Below are 23056 nucleotides of genomic sequence, written 5' to 3'. Positions count from 1 at the left end.
CTAAGGCTTTTTTTTAAGGTATTTTGCTTCAAATTCTTCGGTTATCTGAATGATTTTTTGGCATAATAGCGCCATCTCAGCAGTCTGATTTTCCAATTTATAGAGAAAAGCTGCCGCCTTTTTCTCGGAAAAATGACGGTACAACAGCTTTACAATCTGGTTATAATTTACACCTACCGAGCGAAACTGGCTATGAAATGAAGTCAATCGCATATAAAAATCAACTGTCCCTTTGTCAATTTTAACCGATCTCATCTCCTTGCTGAAAAGCAGCGATATGATAAATTTTGCTTTATTGGGCATTCCCGATGTTTCAAAAAGCGATAAAAGTTTGGCGTTTTCTTCATCCGTCAGACGAAATACGTGGCGGTGGATACTGGGGTCGTCTTTTGGCGTGCGCCCCCCCTTATTGCGTTTGTTGTCATTGTTTTCGTCCATAACCTGTCCATTTTAATCCTTATACAAAACCCTGACTTCGGAAGGTGTTTTTCAGTCCCCGGCAGGGCAAGTTGTTTTGGGGCACTAACTCGGTTTAGAGTGCCTCAAAACACAACTTGCCGTGTTCGGGTGAACACAAAAATCCGCCCTTCGGGACGGATTAAATGTAACAGGGAAAAACGGCTCAAGGCCGTTCTGTTAAGTTTCCATTCTGTCGAGATGCTTCACATAAATCTGTTAATAAATATCATTTTGCAAAGTAAAGATCTGTCTGCGAGAATATTGTAACGTAATCCCTGGACAAACTCAGCCTTTGAGTGCCAAACTCAGCCACATATCAATATGGAGCTAATTCAATCGCTTTATTTGCTTTATGGTTTTAATGCAGGTTATAAAAATTGTGTACAGGTAAATAAGAAAGAAGTATTTGGACACAGGTATTTTGGAATAAAAGTGTAAGGTTTTAAAAGCGTACAACCTTAAAAATGTAAAAGCATAATAGTGGTAAAGCAGTTTACCGAGTGCAACGGTTACCATTTGCTAAAAATTGTAACTCACTAAGCTGTAATGAAAGCAAACAACAATCAAGGAAATTTTCAAAAGGGGAATACAGGCATACGGAAAGTAGGTACTAGTCAAATACACCAATATTCAAACCTACCAAACAAATAAAATGTGTAACAATAAATATTTAAAAAATGGAAACAAAAATGAAAACCTTAAAAATCAGTTTTTCAACGCCTAAGGGTGGTGTTGGAAAATCTACGATGACTGCGCTACTTTCAAGTGTATTGCATTATCGTTTAGGATTTAATGTACTTGTAATGGATTGTGATTTTCCACAACACAGTTTAGCTAATATGAGAGAAAGAGATTTGAAAACGATTATGCAGAATGACTACCATAAAAGAGCTGCAATGAAGCTGTATCAAAGTATCAATAAAAAGGCATATCCGATTATCAGTTGTAAAGCGGAGGATGCCTTGTCAAAGGCTTTGGAATACGTTAATGAATCTGCAATAGAGCCTGATATAATTTTTTTTGACCTTCCTGGTACAGCCAATACAAAAGGTGTGCTTACTACTTTAAGAACAATGGATTTTATTTTTTCTCCAATCAGTGCTGACCGTCTAGTTATGGAAAGTACATTGAGCTTTACTAAAGCATTCCTTGGTTTACCCGAAACAGATCAGAGTAATAAGGATCAAAAAATGTGGATGTTTTGGAACCAGGTAGATGGTCGAGAAAAGACAGGAATATACGAGGCTTATCAAAGTGTTATTCACGAGCTTGATTTATCTGTAATGACCTCAAAAATAATGGATAGTAAACGTTTTAGGAAAGAAACGGATGATACACTAAACAGTGTATTTCGGTCAAGTTTGCTACCTGCCGAACCACAGCTTATGAAAGCAACTAGAATGGATTTGTTTGTCGATGAGTTTTTAAAAATTGTTAATCTCTAAAACACTTAAGGATGTCCATAGATAAAAGAAGAAAAGACTTTGATAAACCTGCTGTTGATGAGGAGTTAATCATGAACATCATGAGTGGTAATAAGTCTTCTACTGTACCCGAAGCTCATCAGCAACAAGAAATACAGAAGGAACCAAAACCAAAAGAGAAAGTCCGCACTGCTTCTTCAAAGAAGGTGGATTATGAGGAGATATTTATGGTCAATCGGTTTCCTTCAGGCCGTAATGGAAAGGTTGTTTACATACGTCCCGAATATCACGAAAGGTTAATCCGCATTGTGCAATTAACGAGGGAAGAAAAGACAACACTGTACTCCTATATTGACAACATCCTTGAACATCACTTTAAGGAGTTTGGGGATGATATTACTGATTATTTCAACGAACGTTTTAAACCCATTTTATAAGCTATGGAAAATGTAATTGTGATATGCCTGCTGATAGTCATTGTCCTGCTTTTGCAGGACAAGATTGTCATTAAGAAAAGGTCGGAGCAACAGCATCCGAAACAGGGAAAAGTTAACCCAAACCTGCCGGATATTATGGGTCAGCCCAAGCCTGTAAGAAGCCTTTCAATTCCAAACAATGCCACTGAGAGCCAAATTGAGGAAACAGAGATAAATCCATATAATTTAGACATTGAATACGACAAAAATGAAAACGCAGGTGTTCAGATTCCGCAGGAAGAGCTGGACGAAGTTTTCAGTAATATGCCTGATTTTGAAGAGGAAGAAGAAGAATGGAACAGGTATGGAATATCCGCAGGTGATGACAGTCTTGCCCAAGGGGTTACCTATGATGAACTAAGCTCCGTAGGGGTGTTACTCCAAAAAGAAAAATTGGAGCAGGCTCAAAAAGAAACGGCAATTGTAATAGTTCAAAAAATACAGGGTACTGAATTATTCAGCCTGCTGGAAAATTCTATAGAGGGTGCTTCAAGAAAAATAGCCATGCTGTTGGACAGCAGTCTCTCTGAAACTGATTCCGGTTCTTCCTATCTGCGGAAAAATAATTTGAATGATTTTGATATTGGGGATTTTATCTAAGGATGAAAATCCCCAATATCATTTTAATGATTAATACATTATGGGAAAAATACTGCCGACAATAGAGATCGAAGGAACCACCTTTATCATCGACGTGGTAAAAGAGGAACTGGTGGAGAAAGCCAACCCGCATAACATCATGGCTATTAAAAACATGTTTTATGCCGGCCACACCTATCAATTTGATTATGATATCAATACTAGGAATTTAGCCGGTATTGAATCTGCCTTTGATTTCAAGGAGAATGTTACGATCAAAAAGATAACGATACCTAATCTTACCCAGCTCGATCCGTTGCGTATGGCGCAAAGATATAATACCACGGTCGAGAATATTAAGGGAAAAACCGATTTTGAACTGACTATCAGCCCTGGAAGCCTTCTTGATTTGCGATGGAACCAAAGAATACTGCCAATATTAAAAATTGCGGGACATCCTTTTTTTGTAGATATAGCAGGCAATAAGCTCCGTCCTAAAGACGACTTCAAATCAAAAGGTATTGGTCTGGACCAGATAAACGATTATTACGATCGTATTGCGCATGCCTACATTATTCCCTATAATCCCAAAACACATGAGTTTCAGGAAATAGACCATCTAGCCATTACAAAGCTTCCTGAAGAAATCATAGTGGTACAGTTCCCGCATCTTCAGGAACTGGACCGTGTTGGCTGGAACGTAAAATATGGCTTTCCTCCATCCTACTGTATAAGGGAAAATGAATTTCTGATGGATTTTAAATCCAGAACCCTCCCCTGGGCAGAAACCAATATTCCCAACAGCATCAAGCGCAATCTTGAGGAAAAGCGTAATCAAAAAAACATTGCACCTGCCTCTGAAAAAACGACTGAGCTGCCATCAAATAATAAAAAAGGACGAAAAATCTAACTTTTTCACCTGCATTTTAAATAACAAATTCAAACGTCGAAACGCATAGGTTTTGGCGTTTTTTTTATGCCTGAAAGCTGCTCACCATCCTTCTGAATGCCAAGTAATTCCACAGACAGCCACTTTTCTTCATGCATTCGATTTTCATGACACTTTTGTCGCCAGAGCCCGCTTAGTGCGGGAATACAGTAACAATTAAAAGCATTTAATCATGAAAAACCAAAACAAACAAATCCTGCAGGCAGCAATCGTAATGCTGTTGTCCTTAAAGTTATCTGCACAGGGAAACGGCACGGCTGGCATCACGGAAGCTACTCAGATGGTAACCTCCTATTTTGACCCCGCTACACAGCTTATATACGCTATCGGCGCTGTGGTCGGACTAATCGGCGGGGTTAAGGTGTATAACAAATTCAGCAGCGGGGATCCCGATACCTCAAAAACTGCCGCGAGCTGGTTCGGTGCCTGTATCTTTCTTATTGTCGCGGCTACTATCCTTCGCTCCTTCTTTCTTTAATCCTGCCTTATGAATACTTACAACATCAACAAAGGCATCGGGAGAACCGTCGAGTTCAGGGGGCTCAAGGCGCAGTACCTTTTCATTTTCGCAGGCGGACTGCTGGGAATACTTATTCTGGTCATGATTTTATACATGGCCGGGACAAGTTCATACATCTGTCTTTTTCTTGGTTCGGGCGGCGCTTCGCTCATTGTCTGGCAGACCTTTTCGCTGAACAGAAAGTACGGGGAACACGGAGTGATGAAAATTGGGGCAAAAAAAAGACATCCCCGTTACATCATCTGCCGCAAGCCTGTACGACGCTATTTAAGATCAACCGCTAAATCCAGCATCGTATGAGAAACACAGCCAAGACCACAACACTGGAAAGCAGGTTTCCGCTGCTGGCAGTAGAGAACAACTGCATCCTTTCCAAGGATGCGGATATTACCGCCTGCTTCGAAGTCCGTCTGCCGGAACTCTTTACGGTAGCTTCTACTGAATATGACACTATACACTCAGCATGGCATAAGGCTATTAAGACCCTGCCCGATTTCACTATTGTCCACAAACAGGACTGGTACATCAGGGAGAATTATGATCCTGAAATGGATAAGGATGACCAGAGTTTTCTGGCCCGATCTTACCAGCGGCACTTTAACGAGCGTCCGTTCCTGAACCATTACTGCTACCTGTTTCTGACCAAGACGACCAAAGAGCGCATGCGGACGCAGAGCAATTTCTCCTCGCTTTGCAAAGGTGCACTGATACCCAAAGAAATCAGGGATAAAGAAACAGTGCATCGTTTTATGGAAGCCGTGGCGCAGTTTGAGCGTATTATAAACGACTGCGGATTTGTCAAAATTAACCGCATGAGTGAAGAAGACATTATCGGATCTGAAGGCATGCAGGGACTGCTGGAACAGTACCTGACGCTTTCAAGGGAAACCGGAACACCGCTGCAGGATATTGCGCTGGGCAGCGAAGAGGTGCGTGTGGGCAACAAAAGACTATGCCTGCATACCCTTTCAGATACCGATGACCTCCCCTCATCAGTATCAGCTGATACCCGGTATGAAAAACTGTCCACAGACCGCAGCGACTGCCGTTTGTCCTTTGCCGCCCCTGTCGGGCTGCTGCTGAACTGCAACCACATCTACAACCAGTATCTGTTTTTGGACAACAGCGAAGAGAACCTGCAGAAGTTTGAAAAGTCCGCACGAAACATGCACTCGCTGGCCCGCTACAGCCGAGCCAACCAGATCAACAAAGAGTGGATAGAACGCTATCTCAATGAAGCGCATTCTTTCGGGCTGTCCTCAGTCCGCGCGCACTTTAATGTCATGGCATGGTCGGACGCCCCATCCGAACTCAAACAGCTAAAGAATGACTGCGGGAGCGCTCTGGCCCTTATGGAATGCAAGCCAAGGCACAATACTACCGATACTGCAGCGCTGTATTGGGCGGGCATGCCCGGCAATGCGGGAGATTTTCCAAGCGAGGAAAGCTTTTACACGTTTATCGAACCTGCTTTGTGTTTCTTTACCCAGGAAACCAATTACCATGATTCACCATCCCCGTTCGGCATCAAGATGGCCGACAGGCTGACGGGAAAACCGATCCATCTGGACATTTCGGACCTGCCGATGAAACGCGGTATCATTACCAACCGCAACAAGTTCATACTCGGTCCCTCGGGAAGTGGCAAATCTTTTTTTACCAACCATATGGTAAGGCAGTATTACGAGCAGGGCGCGCATGTCCTGCTGGTGGATACCGGGAATTCCTATCAGGGATTGTGCGAGCTGATCAAAGGGAAAACCAAAGGAGAGGACGGCGTGTATTTTACCTATACCGAGGAGAACCCCATTGCCTTTAATCCTTTCTACACCGATGATGGGGTTTTCGATATTGAAAAAAGAGAAAGCGTTAAAACACTCATTTTGACGCTCTGGAAACGTGATGATGAGCCTCCTACCCGCTCCGAGGAAGTGGCACTCTCCAATGCCGTGAGCGGTTATATCGAAAAGATCAAGTGCAATGACACCTATCCCTCTTTCAATCGCTTCTACGAATATGTCCAAGGGGACTACCGAAGCGTACTGATGGAAAAGCAGGTCAGGGAAAAAGACTTTGATATTGCCAATTTCCTGAACGTGCTGGAGCCTTATTACAAAGGCGGCGAGTATGATTACCTGCTGAATTCCGACAAGCAGCTGGACCTGCTTTCCAAGCGTTTTATCGTCTTTGAGATTGATGCGATCAAAGAGCATAAAATCCTTTTCCCCATTGTGACGATCATCATTATGGAAGTGTTTATCAACAAGATGCGAAGGCTCAAAGGTATCCGCAAACTTATCCTGATTGAAGAGGCATGGAAAGCCATTGCCAAGGAAGGAATGGCAAACTACATCAAGTATCTTTTTAAGACTGTCAGGAAGTTCTTTGGCGAGGCCATTGTGGTGACCCAGGAAGTTGATGACATTATCCAGTCGCCCATTGTCAAGGAAAGCATCATCAACAATTCGGACTGCAAGATCCTTCTGGACCAGCGCAAATACATGAACAAGTTTGATGATATCCAGGCCATGCTGGGGCTGACCGACAAGGAAAAGGCGCAGGTACTTTCCATTAATATGAACAATGATGCATCACGTCTTTACAAGGAAGTCTGGATCGGACTTGGAGGAACGCACTCGGCAGTCTATGCCACAGAGGTCAGCCTTGAAGAGTATATGGCCTATACGACAGAAGAAACCGAAAAAATGGAAGTCATGCAGCTTGCCTCGGAACTTGGCGGAAATGTAGAGCTCGCCATCAAGCAGACTGTCATAAGACGCGGCGGAAAGGAAAATTAATAAATAATAAGAATTTTAAAAATTTAGAACAATGAAAAAAATACTATTTATGGTGTCCGTGGCAATTATGCTTGCCGCTGCACCTTCAGCAAAAGCCCAGTTTGTGGTTACCGATCCGGCCAACCTGGCCTCGGGGATTCTCAACAGCGCAAACGAGATTATACAGACTTCCTCAACGGTCAGCAATGTGGTTAAAAATTTCAAGGAAGTTGAAAAGGTCTACAAGCAGGGCAAGGAATACTACGACAAACTGCAGGCCGTGAGCAATCTGGTAAAAGACGCCCGTAAGGTACAGCAGACCGTCCTTTTGGTGGGCGATGTATCGGAAATGTATGTGCAAAATTTCGGCAGGATGCTTAATGATCCAAACTTTTCGGCAAGGGAACTCATCGCCATTGCCAAGGGATATTCAGCGCTGCTGGGAGAGAGTACCGAGCTTTTAAAAGAACTCAAGCAGATTGTCAGCTCCTCAAGCCTTTCCCTTAGTGATAAGGAACGTATGGACATTGTTGACCGCGTATACAAGGAGGTCAAAGAATACCACAGCCTGGTTCGCTATTATACAAATAAAAATATCTCGGTAAGCATCTTAAGGGCAAAAAAGCAGCACAGCACCAAAAGAGTGCTTGACCTGTACGGCACTCCAAACCAAAAATACTGGTAGTATGGAATTCAATAATCTTCACCAGGTTCTGCGCTCGCTCTATGATGAGATGCTGCCATTATCTGCTGATATGGCCGCTGTTGCCAAAGGGCTCGCAGGACTTGGGGCACTGTTCTTTGTGGCCTTGAAAGTCTGGCAGGCTCTAAGCCGAGCTGAACCTATTGATGTCTACCCGCTTCTGCGCCCTTTTGCACTGGGGCTCTGCATCATGTTTTTCCCGACGATCGTGCTGGGCACAATCAATGCTGTGTTAAGCCCCATAGTTCAGGGAACGCACAGCATACTGGAAAATCAGGTATTGGACCTGAACGATCTTCAGGCAAAAAAAGACCTGCTTGAGCATGAAGCGATGATTCGTAATCCTGAGACCGCCTACTTGGTATCGGACGCCGAGTTCGACAAAAAACTCGACGAGCTGGGCTGGTCGCCTTCGGACATCGGGACTATGGCCGGGATGTATATGGACAGGAAGGCCTATCAGATAGAGAGAATCATAAAAGACTGGTTTCGCAACCTGCTTGAAATACTATTTCAGGCCGCGGCGCTGGTCATTGATACCATCCGCACTTTCTTTCTCATAGTACTGTCCATCCTCGGTCCTATCGCATTTGCCATATCAGTCTGGGACGGCTTCCAGTCAACTCTTACGCAGTGGATTACACGGTATGTCAGCGTTTATCTCTGGCTTCCCGTAGCGGACCTGTTCAGCTCGATGTTGGCCAGAATCCAATCCCTGATCATTGAAAGGGACATAGAAATGCTTGCCGATCCCACTTTCGTTCCCGATACCTCAAACACCGTATACATCATTTTTATGATTATCGGCATCGTGGGGTATTTTACCATTCCAACAGTGACAGGCTGGATTATCCAGGCTGGAGGCGCAGGAAATTTTTCTCGCAACATCCACCAGACTGCTATAAAATCCGGAAATATAGCAGGCGCCGGAGCAGGTTCCACGGCAGGCAACATTGCCGGCAGGCTGATCAACAAATAACTACTAAACATTACTAAAATGGAATTTAAAACACTCAGAAATATAGAGAACAGTTTTAGGCAGATAAGGCTCTATGCCATCGTATTTGCTGTGCTGTGCGCGGCGGTCACTGGATACGCCCTTTGGAAGTCGTACGGTTTTGCCGAACTGCAGCGCCAGAAAATTTACGTGCTGGACAACGGAAAATCGCTCATGCTGGCACTGGCGCAGGATGCCTCTATCAACCGTCCTGTGGAAGCCCGAGAGCATGTAAGGCGTTTTCATGAGCTTTTTTTTACCCTGGCTCCCGACAAAAATGCCATTGAAAGCAATATGAAAAGGGCCTTTAACCTTGCCGATAAAAGTGCCTTTAACTACTACAAGGATCTTTTGGAGAAAGGCTATTACAACCGGATCATATCGGGCAATGTACAGCAGCGCATTGAAATGGACAGTGTGGTCTGCAATTTCGAGACATACCCTTATGCGGTGAGGAGTTATGCCCGGCAGATTATCATACGCTCAAGCAATGTAACCAGACGCAGTCTGGTTACATCCTGCCTTCTGGTCAACTCGGTGCGCTCGGACAATAACCCGCAGGGCTTTAATATTGAAAAGTTTTCCGTGATGGAAAATAAAGACTTGGAAGTTATTGAACGGTAAAATTAAAAGATATGAAACATTTACTTGACTTAGACACATTTGTAAAAACCCTGAATGATAAGGGATATGACGGTTATTTCCATACAGAAGGCTGTTGTGCAGGCAAATTAAGGGACAGCCTTAACGATTTTTTGCAGATTTGGAAAAATGGCAATGATGTTCCATTGTCGGCAGATTTTCTGAATTTATCAACCTGGATCGAATGGAATGGAGAAGACAAACCAAGGATTGAGTGCAATATGAGGGTAAGATATGAGAACGGAAAATTCGATTTGGAGCAGACAGAAATGCATATAATAAGAACAGACCGCTATGGGCAGTTACTCAAGGAGTCTAAACTCACAAACCTTACAGCAGATTCAGTTCCGACAATAAGGGAGGCTGCTGCCCTGGTCTCAGAAAAACATGCACAAGAGACTGCTCCGCGAAAAAGAGGATTTAGAATGTGATAACCCATAATCATTAAAGTATGAAAAAATTAAAAGCAGATATAGACCAGTGGCTCGAAGGGCTCGACAAACATTGGGAAGCAATGCCGATAAAAAGGCAGCACCAAGTGGTAGTGTACTTTTTTGCAGCGTACGTGCTGCTGACCGCAGTTGTCATTTTCAATGTATACCATGATACTGTAGATACCAGAAATAGTCTGGCTGTAGAACATATCCAAAACCCTGCCCCTAAAGGGAACGAAAGTCCGGAGTCTATACAGGACTCCCTGAAGCCAATTTTTAAAAAATAAAATCATGAAAGAAACTAAAAAAACGGTCAGCCTTCTCTCTGAAAAGGCCGACCAGAGCAGCGCCACATTTGCGGCTGATGAAAAAAAGGGAGATGCCGGGCGTTTTAAAAAACCGCTGATTTTTACCCTGATGGGAATTGTATGCATAGGCTGCATGTATTTGATTTTTAAGCCGTCTGCGGATAAAAAGCAGATCGAAAATATCGGCCTGAACGACAGCGTGCCGCAGGCAAGCGGATCGGTGCTGCAGGCAGACAAGCAGAAAGCCTATGAGCAGGAAATGCTGAGCCAGAAGCAGCAGCAAAAGCATGATGCCTTAACCGCATTGTCCGATTACTGGAATGAGGACGGCTCTTCGCAGAAACAAGCCGTAACAGATCAAGCAGAAGAGCCCAGCAATCCGGCGCTGAACAGCTACCGCAGCGCCCAAAGCACACTGGGTTCTTTCTATCAGCAGGACAATGGAGAAACAAAAGAGCTGCGCCGTCAGCTAGAGCAGCTCAAGGAGGAACTCGCACAAAAGGATATTCCCGCTTCAGCTACAGTTGATGACCAGCTGGCGCTGATGGAAAAATCCTATCAGATGGCCGCCAAATATCTGCCATCGGGATCCACTCTCTCAGAGCCTTCAGGCACAAACACTGCCGCACCTGATGCGGATTTACGCAAGGAGCCTTTTGCTGCATTTATTCCGGCAAAAAGAAACAGGGTATCCTCACTGTATCGCCAGCCTTCCGACAGCACGTTTCTGGCAGAATGGACCTCAGAGCACGGATTTAATTCCGCAGGTTCAGCGCCTCAGCCGATTCATCCAAAAAACAGTGTCAAGGCCTGCGTGCACCAGACCCAGACCATTATCGGCGAGGCAGGCGTAACGCTTCGTTTATTGGAGCCTGCAAGAATTTCAGGCCATACGGCGTCGGCGGGTACAATGGTAACGGCAAATGCCAAAATACAGGCAGGACGCCTGCAGCTGAAAGTCACTTCAATCGAACTGGAGGGCTCCATTATTCCGGCAGATATTACCATTTATGACCTGGACGGCCAGCAGGGGGTGACTGTTGCTTATTCTACTGAAATGAATGCCCTGACTGAAATGGCAGGCAATATGAGCCAGCAGTCCGGCACGAGCCTTATGATGACACAGTCAGCAGGACAGCAGATGGCAGCCGATCTCAGCCGCGGGGCAGTTCAGGGCATCTCGGGCTATTTCTCCAAAAAAGTAAGGACACCCAAAGTGACCCTGAAAGCAGGACATCAGGTGTTTCTGGTTTCCAAAAAATAAAAGCAATCTAAATGAAGTATTATGAAAAATTATTTAAAAAAATTCTGGGCAGCGGCCCTTTTAGCAGCCTTTTCAATATCCGCCTCTGCGCAGGAAAAACAGGCAGAAAACCTTGATTTGGGAACCATACAGCCCTACGATATGCAGGTGACCTATGACAAAACTTCCCATCTTATTTTCCCGTCCGCTATCCGGTATGTGGATTTGGGAAGCGATTACCTGACTGCCTCAAAGGCCGAGGATGCGGAAAATGTACTGCGCATTAAGGCATCGGTTAAGGCTTTTGAAGAAGAAACTAACTTTTCTGTGATTACCGATGAGGGGCGTTTTTACAGTTTCAATGTGCAGTACAGTTCCTCTCCCAAGTCCCTGAGCTTTGATCTGCAGACCATGGACAAGGCCGGTGCAGGTGATGTTCTTTTTGAAGAGCTGGGAAAAACCCCGCCGTCTCTCGCTGGACTGATCCTGAAAACCATTTACAAAAACAACAAACGAATCGTAAAGCATATTGCATCGGAGAGTTTCGGCGTGCAGTTCAGCTTAAAGGGAATTTATATCCACAACGGCAGGTACTATTTCCATACACAGCTTGAAAACCGAACCAATGTGCCTTTCAGTATTGATTTTATAAGTTTCAAGGTGGTAGACAAAAAAACAGCCAGGCGCACTGCCGCACAGCAAATACCCCTTGTGCCTCTTCGTATTTACAAAAGCCTCGATGAGATTCCCGGAAAAGCCGCAGATCAGAATGTGTTCCTACTTGACCAGTTTACCATTGCTGGTGACAAACTCCTGCTGCTTGAGATTTTCGAGAAAAACGGAGGCAGGCACCAGACACTTGAGCTTGAAAATTCAGATCTGGTAAAAGCCCGACTGATAAGCGATATGCACCTGAAATTTTAGCAACGATAAAAAATTAAGAAATGAAAAAGTATATCTATGCAGTATTGCTGGTACTCACCGGCATTCTTACGACCCAAGCACAGCGCATGATTCCAGGAAAAAAGGGCTTCGAAATTAATGCCGGGAGCCTCTCAGCAGATCACCTGTGGCGAAATTATTACCTGAGCCTTGGTATGACCGTAAACGAAAAAAACGGCAGTTATCAGTTATGGGCATTGGAGTACAGCCATCAGTATTTCCGATACAAAGAACTGCGCCTGCCCTTGGAAACTTATACCGTGGAAGGCGGTTACAGTTTTTTCCTTCTGGGCGATGCCCGCAGGAACGTTTCGCTGAATGCGGCACTTACGGGAGTTCTGGGTTATGAGAGCATCAACCGCGGAGAGGCCCTGCTGCCGGACGGGGCAAAAATAATAAGCGAAGACAGCTTTATTTACGGGGCAGGCGGACGTTTATCTTTTGAAACATACCTGTCCGACCATCTTGTGCTTTTACTTCAGGGACGCATAAAAGCCTTGTGGGGCACTGATCTGGAGCAGTTCCGCCCGTCGGCCGGCGTGGGATTAAGGTTTAATTTTTAAAACGAAAATAATGAAAGCAATTTTAAGCACCTTCAAAAAAAGATCACTGCCCATCATACTTGCAGTCCTTACAGGCTCTCTCACACTTTTTTCGTGTGATCAGAACGAACTGGAAATCCAGCAGGATTTTCCTTTTGAAATAAAAGTTATGCCGGTACCCAAAGAGATCGCCAGGGAAAGTACAGTGGAGATCAGGATCAGCATCGAGCGGGCAGACCGTTACTCCGGAGCGCAGTATTTTATCCGATACTTTCAGTTTGACGGTCACGGCTCGCTGCAGCACTACGATCAGCCCGCCTACCTTCCCAACGATTTATACCCGCTGAAAGAAGGACAGTTCAGGCTGTATTACACCTCACAGTCCTCCGTTTCCCAGTCCTTTGATGTATGGATCTCAGATCATTTCGGTAATGAAAAGAAGCTGAGTTTTCAGTTTAACAATAGTGATTAGAAAAATTAAAATCCTGCTGCTCTCAGCAGGATTTCTCTTTAAAATAAATCCAGCAGTATTTTTTTTGTAATTTTATATATCCGATTATTAAATTTAAAATCAAGATCATCAATGGATTACAAACAGGCTTCCAATACAATTATTGATCTAAAAAACAGAGATTTGGAACTCAGGGACAGACTCATGCAAAGCGGCGAACTTGCAGAAGGTTACAATAAGGAAATGGAGAAAATGCATAATGAAAATGCGCAGCTATTAGAAGGCATAATTGATAAAATCGGATACCCCAGCATTGACAAAGTCGGTAAACAGGCAAGTGAAGCAGCGTGGTTAGTAATACAGCATGCCATCGGACAGCCCCAATTTTTGAAAAGGTGCCTTAATTTATTGGCAAATGCCGTTAATGAGAATACCGCAGATCCAAAGAATTTAGCTTACCTGACAGACAGAATAGCTGTCTTTGAGGACAGCCCTCAGCTTTATGGAACACAATTCGATTGGGATAAGGCAGGACAATTAAGCCCTAATGCTTTTGACGATATCCGCAAAGTTAATCAGAGAAGAAAAAATATTGGTCTTAATTCCCTTGAAGAGCAGACGCAAATTATTAGAAACAGGATAAAAAATGAAAACCAGGCACCGCCTTCAGATTTTGAAGAAAGAAAACGCCAATTCAATGAATGGAGAAAAGCGGCAGGCTGGATTAAATAAATGTACATCTTAAAAGGATCAGATTAATTAAGGCAGCTTCTAAATTTGTAACAGGCATTAAACCCAGACAGATTACTGTCCGTGGCTGATTATAAATACCAATACAAGCATCAGATATTTTAACACCAGCGCTTATGCAAAATGTTATCGACCGCACCAACAGATTTTATCTTGAAATGTCCAGAAAGGTACTTTCTGAAAAAGAATATGAGATGCTGCACAAACTGCTCATTGACAAGATACCCCTAAAGCAGGCGGCGCGGCAATACGGGGTTACAAAAGAAGATGTTCAGGAGCTTTACGTGGCGACCTGCAGTAAAGTAAAAGCGGTAACCGAACTGTTTTCAGAAATCGATTATTACCAGAAAAAACTTCAAAAACTAAAGCGCGAATTAAATCCAAATCCCAGCCCCGCGCAGATCAGAAAAGAAAAAGCGGAAAAAGAAAGGCAGAAACCGCTTTACGACAGTTCATTTGCTTTGAGCAGAAGACTGCAAAACGTACTGGAAGTCTTAGAGATCAGAACTATTGGTGATCTTGCCGATATGCCGTTAAAGGATTTTATACGTATCAGAGGCTTTAAGGCAAAGTGCAAAGAAGAACTCATAGCCTTTATCGAGTTTGAAAAAATAGAGCACTTATTTAATGGATTTTCACGCTGGAAAAAAGAGCCTATTGTACAATTAAAATAAAGACCAGGACAAAAAGGCGGTCTTCTTTTGCTTCTTTTCTTTGGCCGCTGACGAGAAAGAAAAGAAGTCCGTCCAAAAACAAAAAAAAGGGATGCTGAACATCCCTTAAAAAACACCGCAGCGGTTTTGGTAAAATAGCGGGCACTGCATTTTGGCAAAAGCGCTCCACCGTTTTAAACGCAAAAAGATACTCCGCCCGAAGGAAGGAGTGTCTTTTTGCCGCCCGATTTCGGACTTATACTGAAATGGGCTGTGATCGGAAATCTTTCAAATTAAGAAAAAATCCCCTGTTCTGGGTCATACCATCTCGGAACAAATTCCATAAAAGCGAGCATCCCATTTGCGCGAGCGTTGAATTAATAAACAAGTCCTGTTTCTCAAGTGCCTCGGCAAGTGAACAGCTCGGCGTGTCGTCCTTCATTTCAGATTCCTGTAAAAGCTCCCCAAATTCCTCGGTTACAAACGGCAGGCTTTCTACCGTTTCAAATTTTTCGGATTTGGGCTGTGTAATCTCCCCAACGGTGGAGAGTATAACCTGCCCTGTATGCTGGCTGTTGCCAAAATCCATCCAGTATTTGGGGTCGTCCCTGTGATGTCTTTGGTTACTGTTTTTTAAAATATCGGCAATGTCAAAACGGGACTTCACGCTGTCTGTACACGTGATATAAATAGTTGCCTTGGCATTACTGGGCAGTTTTCCAAAGCTGTCCCTTTCAAATTTTACGGTTTCCGCTTTCCAATTTGTACCCGTAAAACGATTCGCACGGTTAATCAGTGCCACGGATTTGTAGAGTCCGACCTCAGAGGGCGCAAAACGTTGTCTGCCGAGATTGGCATTTGTGATACTATCATCATCCCAAAGGCGCACCGAAAGCCCTGCATGCCCGAGCGCTGTAAGGCTGTGGTTCATTTCCATAAGCGCAGTAAGCACCTTTGAGCCTGTACCGCCTGCCCCGATGAGGTTTACCGTAATGGGGTTTGTGGGGCTTATCAGATAAGGATCTGTAAAATGCATTTTGGTTCTGCCTGTTTTCATGACAATAGGTTGTTAAGTGTTTTATTATTCTTTTTTAATACTGCTGTGGGAAAGGTTCTGCCTGTCGAGATTAAGTCTTTCCACAGGCTGACGCAATCGCCCTTTACAGGACTGTTCTCTCCCATCAGGTGGCTGAAATAGCTGTTGAAAAAATAATCCTCCCACGCCCTTGTAAATTCCTCCACCGATGCAGAGTTTTTAATATCAATACTGACTGAACCCATACATACCCTGCCGTCTTCATAGATATTGAAAAATGGCGCACAGTACAATGGTGTTTTCTCTGTGGGTCTCCTGCCTGTAGAAAACGCAAATACCCGCAGACTGTTTTTATCCGCCTGCCAGATCATAGCAGGCACAAACCCCTGACCGCTCGGAATCCCTAAACCCTCTATAAAATAAAGCGGTCTTTTTTGGGATTTGGTGTACCATATTACAGCCCCTTTGTCCCTGCTCGGATTGATGTGCAGGATATTTGTCGGGAGAATTCCGCCTGATTTTAAAAAGGCGGTCTGCTTCTGCTTTTCAGTTGTAAGGGCTTTTGCGAGCGCCCCTGCCTCACGCTCTGTGAGGGGATGGGCGTTTATGGGGGTGCCGTTTTTATCCATATCAAAATGCTCTACATAAACTTCTTTATCCAAACCATTGCTTTGATAGAAAACAAGGGCGGATTTCGGATGGTAAAGCGTCCCAAAATCTTCGGTTATATCAATTACATTATTCATTTTCGTGTTGTTTATAGTTATGTAATAAAGCACAGAGGTCGTCCAAAAGGGCAAACAGTCGGCTTTCAAAATCAAGGCTGTTTTGGGTCAGTTCTTCTCCGTCAAAGCATTTTAAAATCGTCGGTTCGTCCATTGTCCCATACTCGTTAAACTCGCTGTTGATGCTCTGCTCAATGCTCTCATACAGCCATCCCTTGGTATCGGAGATAAAGGAAATGTACTTTTCCATGCCGATGCTCTCGTTTTCCGTATCTTCGTCTTCCTCCCCGTCATGTGTTGGTGCATTTCGAAAAATGCTCTCATTAGGATAATCGGTAAATAATACAAAAGCTTTTTTTGCTGTGTCCATACACTGCTTATCAAAGGCATCACGGCTCTTAAAGCCGTTTAAGCGCTCTTCGAACACTTCTAAATTCATGCGGTTGAAAATCTTCTTTTCGATAAAGTCCCCGATAAATTCCGCTTTGTCAAACTCCCGCACATACCTTTCGTTTTCTTCACTGTCCTCGTCCTGTTCTGTCCATTCTCGGTGCATTTCATAGAGCCAGTACAGATAACTGCCCTGCCCTCTGTAATACGGTACATCGGCACTATGATACAGATACGAGCAGACCGAGAAAAGCAGGTGAGCATTCTGTTTGTGCTTCGGTTCTCTGAGCATCTGATAAATCGGTTCTATGGGGATATAATACAACGTTGTGCCTGTGCTGTACTTTTCCTCGCTGAGCAGATACGTTCTGTGGGTGTCCTGCAATAACCTCAGTTCGGAAAAGTTCCCCACACTTTTTTTGAGCTTCTCTTCCAAATCCCATAAAGCCAATGCCATATTATAGGGATATTCAAAATGAGAGGTCGGCAACGGCACAATATCATAATGCTCTGCAAGACTGGCAAGGGAGGCATAAAAATCGCTTTCCATTTTGGAAATATCCCCACAAGCCTGCAGGGTTTTATTTTCTTGCAGTCTGGGCAGAAATGAAACCTTTAGAAAACCATCGGTAGCATCCCCGCAGGTACTGACCTTTGCTTGTCTTTCTGCACCTCGCCTGCGTCCTTGGGTCTCTGCATCCAACCCATAAACCCTGCGAGCTGTGCGTGAAGCTGTTTTTGTCTTTTTCGCTCGGACAGTTGCACTGTTCCCGATATCATTGTCTGTTGCATAATTCATGGCTTTAAATTTTGGTTAGCCTTTTGTTCCCATTACCGTTTCAAATCGGTACTCCACCGCATCGTCCCTGATTGAAGGGGCTGATATTTTAGCGGTGGTGAGTATCGGATAGGTCGGGGCATAAAAATTCAGTACCGCTTCGGTGCTCCATCTTGGCTCGGGGTCGGAAAGCCTGATTTCCTGCCCCTTGTCTTTGAGTATAAAAACCCGCTGTAATTGTGTCGCTAGTAACATGATTTCATTATTATTTAGATTAATATCCTACTCCTCTGCTTCGGGGTCTTCTTCCCAGTTTTCCATGTCCTCTGTGTCCGTTTCTTCCTCGTCCGTTTCGGTCTCCTGTGCATCACTGCTGTCATTAGCATACTCGGGAAAAAGCTCCTCTCGGGGTGGTTCGGGTTTTGCGGTTTCTGTTGTACTGCCGAACAGATCGGGCGCAAATTTTGCTGACAGTTCGGATTTGCGCCTTCGTATTTCCTCCGCCTTAAAGGGAAAGTCATGTATTTCAGGCACTTTTATCCATGCCTCACGGAATTTCCCTTCTTTTTCCAGTTCGTCCGCCTTTGCCATGGCATCGCTGAATTTTTTATCCTTGCTTTCCTGCTCTTTTTTCTTGCTCTCGGCTTTCTCTTTTTCCATAGCCGACTGCTTTTTGGTATCTTCAAGCTGTTTCATATAGCCTTCCATATCCACCATAAGACCCGAAGCGGACTCCATGGGCGTGGTGATATTCTCAAAAAAACCGCTGTCGAGTTCCTCGGCTGTTCCCCGCAGGTTTAATGGAGGTATACTGTGCTTGGCATCGTCCCCGCACGTCTCGTTTTGGAGCATAACCAGTACGATAAGCCTGTCCTCTGCCCCTTTTGCAATTGTAATGTGCAAATCACCTATAATCTGCAACTGCGCTATCTGATTGAAAAAATTAGTTGTCGTTTCCATAATTTAATTTTAATTTTTTAATGACGAGTTCCATGATGCCCTGCTCATCATGCCCTAACCTGTAAAGGCGTTCGATGTAGCTTTTCATATTTTCCTGATATTCCTTTTCTCCCTTTTCCCCTTTTAAGATAAGCAGATGGGTGTTCCATTCCCCGACGGCTTCCCTTATGATGGCTACAAGCTTTTGAGCGTACTTTTTTTCGGCTGTCTGGCTTTTTTTTGAAAGTCCCACTTCTATATACTTGTCCAAAATATGCCAATATATACGGGCTTCCTTGCCTGTACTGCGGTGTTTGCTGACAAATTCATTATAGAGATACAGCGTAAACTCAAAATGGTTTGGATACTTCTTTGCCATAATTCTTTTTTTTTTTGTATTATTTGAACTGCGCTGATGCTCTATTGGTTATTTGCATCAGATAAAAAACCTGATTTTAAAGGCTGTCACGGTTTGCAACAGCCTTTGGTTATCTGCCTTGCTAATTCAGGTTTAGGATTTCTGCTCCATCTGTCTGAAAAGCGGTGCACAGTTCAAATGCCTTTTGGGCTTTTCCCTGGGCGGTGCCTCCCATTACAATGGACTGCAATTTGGCTTCGTCATCCCTGTATTTTCTTACATTCTGATAGTAGCCCGTCACGCCATTGTATGCCCCGAAAAGCGTGCCTTTGGTGGTATCCATCTGTTGTGATTCACTTGCCATGGCATAGGCAAAAGCGTCCTCAACGGTATTTTTAAACACGGTGGAAACTTCATCGTCTGCCCCTTTTTTGATTAAAGCTAGTGTTTCCGTATTGGGACATAGTGCCAATTGAATCAGTTTTTTAACTTCCCTATCTGTTACTTTCACTTGAGCCCATTCATTGAAAATGCCTTCGAGCTGACTGCTGAGTCTGTCCGCCAGTCCCATTACTTTATGGGCATCGTCAAGGCGCTGTTTAGCACCCGAGGTATGGCGGATGCGCACCACGTTGCTCATAGAGCGGAGCGAAGCGTTAAGGGTATTTTGGCATACGATGCGGATGGGGGTAAAAGCTGCTGTGATGCTTCCGCTCCCGTCGTGGGAGGTAGTCAGGAAAATATATTTTTCAGTCACATCATCGCCGTTTCCGACCCTGATATAATCAGGGAGTTTTGCCGTAATAAAAATACGTTCGCCCTGCCCGAGCGCCCCTGCTGTTTCGTACAGTATACCGTCGCCCCCGCCTACAATGGCATCAAAAAAGCTGAACGCCTCACGGTTCTGCACGATTTGGTAGTCTTTCCCAACGACCCCGAGTACGGCATTGCTGTCGGTGCGGATAGTGGCAAAGCAGTCAGGTACTGCCAGTTCGGTACTGCCCATTTCAATACCGCCCGCAGTTTGGATAATGCCTGATGCTTTTGTGTATAAAGGGCTTTTAGCCACCTCATAATCAAGCCCCGCATGTCTGATGGCTTCTGAGCTTGTCGGGTACTGCTCCACAATCTGCCCGAGCCCGTGCCATGCTTTTTGCTTTACGCTGAAAAAAGAATACTTTCCTGTCTCGCTGTTGTAATTGATATTATGTGCCATGATATTTGATTTTAAAAGTTTGAAATTAAAATTGTTTAAAAACCCTTTACAGCCTGCTCAAAACGGGATGTCGTCCTCAGGCTCTTTTAAGGTGGCTTTTTTGTTTTCTCCCTGCTCTGCAGTCTGCCCTGTTTTCACCGCCTGCCCGACTTCGGACTTCTTCCCGCCCCCGTGCAGTTTGATGTTCGAAGTATTGAAATTAAGCCCCGCGCGCGGTTCCCCGTCATTGCCTGTCCAAGCCCTTGCGCTTACCATACCAGTGAGCTCCACCACTGTGCCTTTGGTCAGCCACTCGGCAACCCGTGGGCTTATCCAGTAGGCGCACTCGAAAAAAGTAGTCTGCTCTACCCTGTCGCCTTTTTTGTTTTTGTAGCTTTCGTTTATGGCTACTGAAAAATTTACTACCTGTCTGCTGTCTGACAATGTGCTTACTTTCGCATCTTTTGTCAATCTTCCTGTAATGTTCATGATTTCTAGTTTTTAAATTGTTACTTTCTTTTCCCGCCCCGCATTTTCACTTTATACTTTTTATTTTTTTTTGAAACTTTATTCGGCAATGAGAGCAGGCGCTGTTTTGTTTCATCATTGCTGTTTTCAATATTTCAATTCTCATTTCTGACATTTTTTTTTATTCGTCTAAAGAGCCGCAGTATGCTATGTTTTGTTTCATGAGCATAAAAAGGTTAGTGTCCGGCAAAAGCAAGGCTCTTGCAAAAAATACAACCCGGAGGGGTGGAGATTTTTTGACAAGACCTGAAAGGCCCGGCCTTGCTTTGGCTTATGGACACGGACTACCTTTGCTCCTGAAATAAAACAAAAGCATACAGGGTCTCGGGTAAAAAGTAAAAGGGAAGCAATTGGGGTACGTATGGATAAAAGACATTGAGAAAAAAAGCAGACAGCTTGGAGGTGAATTACAAAAGATAGTACTTGAATCTACGAAGTATAGAGGCCACGGCCTAAAATTAAATAGTCACAGCTATTGCCTAACAGCAAAAAGATTTGGTATTTATTCTTATATTCGCTTAAAAATCTTACTTATAGCATAAAGCCAACTTAAAAGGAGGTATTGCTGCCATTTTATGGCAGCAAAAAACAAGTTAGCTGATATATTGATTCCCGAGAAATTTATGAAAAAACAACAAATCAATCTTCTTAATGAATTAATTGAAAAAAGAAATGAAATTTTTCTTGGTGGAAATTTTAATTTATTAATTCATAGTGTTTTAAATACTATCCAATTATCAATTTTGATTGATTACTATCTAATAGTACCAAATAATGACTTGAAAGCGTCAATAGAATCAAATCTTTTAAAAAGAATTGAAACATATAACTACAGCTCTAAAATTTATTCAAAACTTCACAGGGAATTAATTAATAGTGATTATTCAAAAAGACAAAGAATTAGAATTATACTTTATGCTCTTTTACCGAACTTAAAAAAAATACATTACGAAGATTTCTTTGAAACATTTTATAACTCAAAATATCAAAATGATATAAAATATGCACTGAAAATATATGATAATGTCACAAACACAAAACGCGATAATATTCTTTTAAGGGATTATGAAGAAACTGACAACGAATCATATTTAAAAGCATTCATAGAATTTGGAAACGAAGAGATTTTGGCAATTAATATCGAAAAAATTTGGATGCAAAAACCAAGCGAATATCTTAAAAATAGAATGGTTAAAAGATTAATGAATAATCATATGAAAAGACTAGAGTTTATTGAACAAATAAACCCTGAACATTTTCTATATATTTTATGTAATTCCAGAAAAGAAGTAAAAGATGAAACCTTAATTAAATGTTTCAGCGAAATATCAGATGAAATTAAACATTTTGCAATCTTTAACTTAAGTAAAACAGGAAGATGGAAATTGATAGAAAACGAAATAAAAAAATACATCAGCTAACATACGCTACAAGCTATTCGGGTATTAGGCTTAATTTGAAATTGGTTTTGTATTTCGAAGATTTGGCAAATCCGAAAACAGGGCTTAATTTAGACCCAAACTGCTTGTAGCGCGAGAACGTTGGTGGCAAACCAAAAAAAAACAGAATTTATGAAATTACTTACCTCGCAAAAGGACCACATTTACAAATATATTACGGCAGGTGGTAACTTTTCTCCTCATCAATTTAAATTGATAGAGACAGATGAAATGGGAAGATATTCAACAAGTTTAAAATTTATAAATTCTCCATACTATTTTAATTTTAACGAAGACACTGATTACGCTGGATTTTATGTAAACTATTCACCAGGTCAAGAACAAATTGTTGAAGCGACTAATAACGTTAATTGGAAAATAGGATTTGACCATTTTATTACTTGGTTAAGTAATTTAAAACGTGAACTTGAAAGCCCTAATCTATGGGAACGTTTTCAAAATGAAATTTCGGGACTTCAATTAATTACAGATTTTGATAATTCGAAATTCACATTTTCTGAATATGAAGAATTGACAGAAAAATTGAAAATAATTTCTCAAAGAATAAGTTCAATTCCATTGTTCGAAAATCAACAAAGAGAAATTATAATTAGTTTAGAAAGATTAACTGAATTAGCTAAAGAATTAAACAAATTTGATTGGAAAAATCTATTTATTGGAACGATTATTAGCATTATAATTCAGTTAAATGTTACGCCTGATAATGCAACTATACTTTGGGAATTAATACAAAATGTTTTTAGTAATTACTTCTTACAATGAGGTCAGCCACTAACAGCCGTAATCCAAAATAAATTG

The 23056-nt window shown here is 42.8% G+C and carries 29 protein-coding genes; 20 read left to right on the top strand and 9 right to left on the bottom strand.

The annotated features are described in order from the left end of the window. On the bottom strand, positions 1-438 hold the full coding sequence (mobA, locus tag NLG42_RS14285; protein ID WP_257681363.1) for a conjugal transfer protein MobA: 438 nt from the start codon (positions 436-438) through the stop codon (positions 1-3). A gap of 698 nt (positions 439-1136) precedes the next feature. Between mobA and NLG42_RS14280 the strand changes: the two genes are divergently transcribed. The 18 genes from NLG42_RS14280 (at position 1137) to NLG42_RS14195 (ending at position 14870) form a co-directional block, all read left to right on the top strand. Beyond that, positions 1137-1904 (top strand): ParA family protein, encoded by a 768-nt coding sequence (locus NLG42_RS14280; protein WP_257681362.1) that lies wholly within the window; start codon positions 1137-1139, stop codon positions 1902-1904. 11 nt (positions 1905-1915) lie between these two features. Further along, positions 1916-2320, top strand: a complete 405-nt coding sequence (locus NLG42_RS14275) for a DUF3408 domain-containing protein (protein WP_257681361.1) — start codon at positions 1916-1918, stop codon at positions 2318-2320. A 3-nt stretch (positions 2321-2323) separates the two neighbouring features. Next, entirely contained in the window at positions 2324-2959 is a 636-nt protein-coding gene (locus tag NLG42_RS14270) for a conjugal transfer protein TraD (protein WP_257681360.1), read from the top strand. Positions 2960-2999: 40 nt separating this feature from the next. Continuing rightward, the gene (locus NLG42_RS14265) at positions 3000-3848 is read left to right on the top strand and encodes a hypothetical protein (protein WP_257681359.1); all 849 of its coding nucleotides are present in this window, start codon (positions 3000-3002) and stop codon (positions 3846-3848) included. 211 nt (positions 3849-4059) lie between these two features. Continuing rightward, positions 4060-4365, top strand: coding sequence for a DUF4134 domain-containing protein (locus NLG42_RS14260; protein ID WP_257681358.1), 306 nt, complete (start codon positions 4060-4062; stop codon positions 4363-4365). Between the two features lie 9 nt (positions 4366-4374). After that, positions 4375-4707, top strand: a complete 333-nt coding sequence (locus tag NLG42_RS14255; protein ID WP_257681357.1) for a DUF4133 domain-containing protein — start codon at positions 4375-4377, stop codon at positions 4705-4707. Then, positions 4704-7205 carry a TraG family conjugative transposon ATPase gene (locus NLG42_RS14250; protein ID WP_257681356.1) on the top strand — a complete coding sequence of 834 codons (2502 nt, stop codon included), beginning with the start codon at positions 4704-4706 and terminating at the stop codon, positions 7203-7205. The genes NLG42_RS14255 and NLG42_RS14250 overlap by 4 nt, the downstream gene beginning before the upstream one ends. Positions 7206-7236: 31 nt before the next feature. Then, a complete protein-coding gene (locus NLG42_RS14245; RefSeq protein WP_257681355.1) occupies positions 7237-7869 on the top strand; it encodes a DUF4141 domain-containing protein in 633 nt (210 codons plus the stop codon). A 1-nt stretch (position 7870) separates the two neighbouring features. Continuing rightward, positions 7871-8866, top strand: a complete 996-nt coding sequence (gene traJ, locus NLG42_RS14240; RefSeq protein WP_257681354.1) for a conjugative transposon protein TraJ — start codon at positions 7871-7873, stop codon at positions 8864-8866. 18 nt (positions 8867-8884) lie between these two features. Further along, positions 8885-9508, top strand: coding sequence for a conjugative transposon protein TraK (gene traK, locus NLG42_RS14235; RefSeq protein ID WP_257681353.1), 624 nt, complete (start codon positions 8885-8887; stop codon positions 9506-9508). A gap of 11 nt (positions 9509-9519) precedes the next feature. Continuing rightward, on the top strand, positions 9520-9957 hold the full coding sequence (locus NLG42_RS14230; RefSeq protein ID WP_257681352.1) for a hypothetical protein: 438 nt from the start codon (positions 9520-9522) through the stop codon (positions 9955-9957). Positions 9958-9977: 20 nt separating this feature from the next. After that, entirely contained in the window at positions 9978-10247 is a 270-nt protein-coding gene (locus tag NLG42_RS14225; RefSeq protein WP_257681351.1) for a nitrogen regulatory IIA protein, read from the top strand. 4 nt (positions 10248-10251) lie between these two features. Further along, positions 10252-11532, top strand: coding sequence for a conjugative transposon protein TraM (traM, locus tag NLG42_RS14220; protein ID WP_257681350.1), 1281 nt, complete (start codon positions 10252-10254; stop codon positions 11530-11532). Between the two features lie 21 nt (positions 11533-11553). Beyond that, a complete protein-coding gene (gene traN, locus NLG42_RS14215) occupies positions 11554-12435 on the top strand; it encodes a conjugative transposon protein TraN (RefSeq protein ID WP_257681349.1) in 882 nt (293 codons plus the stop codon). 20 nt (positions 12436-12455) lie between these two features. After that, positions 12456-13016 (top strand): conjugal transfer protein TraO, encoded by a 561-nt coding sequence (locus tag NLG42_RS14210; RefSeq protein WP_257681348.1) that lies wholly within the window; start codon positions 12456-12458, stop codon positions 13014-13016. A 10-nt stretch (positions 13017-13026) separates the two neighbouring features. Then, positions 13027-13467 (top strand): DUF3872 domain-containing protein, encoded by a 441-nt coding sequence (locus tag NLG42_RS14205; RefSeq protein WP_257681347.1) that lies wholly within the window; start codon positions 13027-13029, stop codon positions 13465-13467. 111 nt (positions 13468-13578) lie between these two features. Further along, on the top strand, positions 13579-14178 hold the full coding sequence (locus NLG42_RS14200; protein WP_257681346.1) for a DUF6624 domain-containing protein: 600 nt from the start codon (positions 13579-13581) through the stop codon (positions 14176-14178). Positions 14179-14312: 134 nt separating this feature from the next. After that, complete coding sequence (locus NLG42_RS14195) at positions 14313-14870, top strand: DNA-directed RNA polymerase subunit alpha C-terminal domain-containing protein (RefSeq protein ID WP_257681345.1); 558 nt, start codon at positions 14313-14315, stop codon at positions 14868-14870. 235 nt (positions 14871-15105) lie between these two features. On the opposite strand, the gene NLG42_RS14190 is transcribed toward NLG42_RS14195, so the two are convergent. From NLG42_RS14190 to NLG42_RS14155, 8 genes are all read right to left on the bottom strand, one after another. Beyond that, on the bottom strand, positions 15106-15906 hold the full coding sequence (locus tag NLG42_RS14190; RefSeq protein WP_257681344.1) for a PRTRC system ThiF family protein: 801 nt from the start codon (positions 15904-15906) through the stop codon (positions 15106-15108). Beyond that, positions 15903-16631: a PRTRC system protein B gene (locus tag NLG42_RS14185; protein ID WP_257681343.1), complete on the bottom strand. Its 729-nt coding sequence runs from the start codon at positions 16629-16631 to the stop codon at positions 15903-15905. The genes NLG42_RS14190 and NLG42_RS14185 overlap by 4 nt, the downstream gene beginning before the upstream one ends. Then, positions 16624-17799 (bottom strand): hypothetical protein, encoded by a 1176-nt coding sequence (locus NLG42_RS14180; protein WP_257681342.1) that lies wholly within the window; start codon positions 17797-17799, stop codon positions 16624-16626. Before NLG42_RS14180 ends, NLG42_RS14185 begins: the two co-directional genes overlap by 8 nt. 15 nt (positions 17800-17814) lie before the next feature. Next, positions 17815-18033 (bottom strand): PRTRC system protein C, encoded by a 219-nt coding sequence (locus NLG42_RS14175; protein ID WP_257681341.1) that lies wholly within the window; start codon positions 18031-18033, stop codon positions 17815-17817. Between the two features lie 27 nt (positions 18034-18060). Next, positions 18061-18738: a PRTRC system protein E gene (locus NLG42_RS14170; RefSeq protein WP_257681340.1), complete on the bottom strand. Its 678-nt coding sequence runs from the start codon at positions 18736-18738 to the stop codon at positions 18061-18063. Next, a complete protein-coding gene (locus NLG42_RS14165; RefSeq protein ID WP_257681339.1) occupies positions 18722-19096 on the bottom strand; it encodes a hypothetical protein in 375 nt (124 codons plus the stop codon). Before NLG42_RS14165 ends, NLG42_RS14170 begins: the two co-directional genes overlap by 17 nt. 121 nt (positions 19097-19217) lie before the next feature. Then, entirely contained in the window at positions 19218-20291 is a 1074-nt protein-coding gene (locus tag NLG42_RS14160) for a DUF932 domain-containing protein (RefSeq protein ID WP_257681338.1), read from the bottom strand. 57 nt (positions 20292-20348) lie between these two features. Beyond that, a complete protein-coding gene (locus NLG42_RS14155) occupies positions 20349-20759 on the bottom strand; it encodes a single-stranded DNA-binding protein (RefSeq protein ID WP_257681337.1) in 411 nt (136 codons plus the stop codon). Between the two features lie 614 nt (positions 20760-21373). Here NLG42_RS14155 and NLG42_RS14150 point away from each other — a divergent pair. Together NLG42_RS14150 and NLG42_RS14145 are read left to right on the top strand one after the other, a co-directional pair. After that, positions 21374-22219, top strand: coding sequence for a hypothetical protein (locus NLG42_RS14150; protein WP_257681336.1), 846 nt, complete (start codon positions 21374-21376; stop codon positions 22217-22219). A gap of 150 nt (positions 22220-22369) precedes the next feature. Then, the gene (locus NLG42_RS14145; RefSeq protein ID WP_257681335.1) at positions 22370-23020 is read left to right on the top strand and encodes a hypothetical protein; all 651 of its coding nucleotides are present in this window, start codon (positions 22370-22372) and stop codon (positions 23018-23020) included. Positions 23021-23056 lie beyond the last annotated feature (36 nt).

This window comes from Flavobacterium plurextorum (assembly GCF_024638035.1).
GTDB lineage: Bacteria > Bacteroidota > Bacteroidia > Flavobacteriales > Flavobacteriaceae > Flavobacterium > Flavobacterium plurextorum.
The sequence above is the reverse complement of the archived record's forward strand: the minus strand, read 5'-3'. Positions and strand labels throughout refer to the sequence as shown.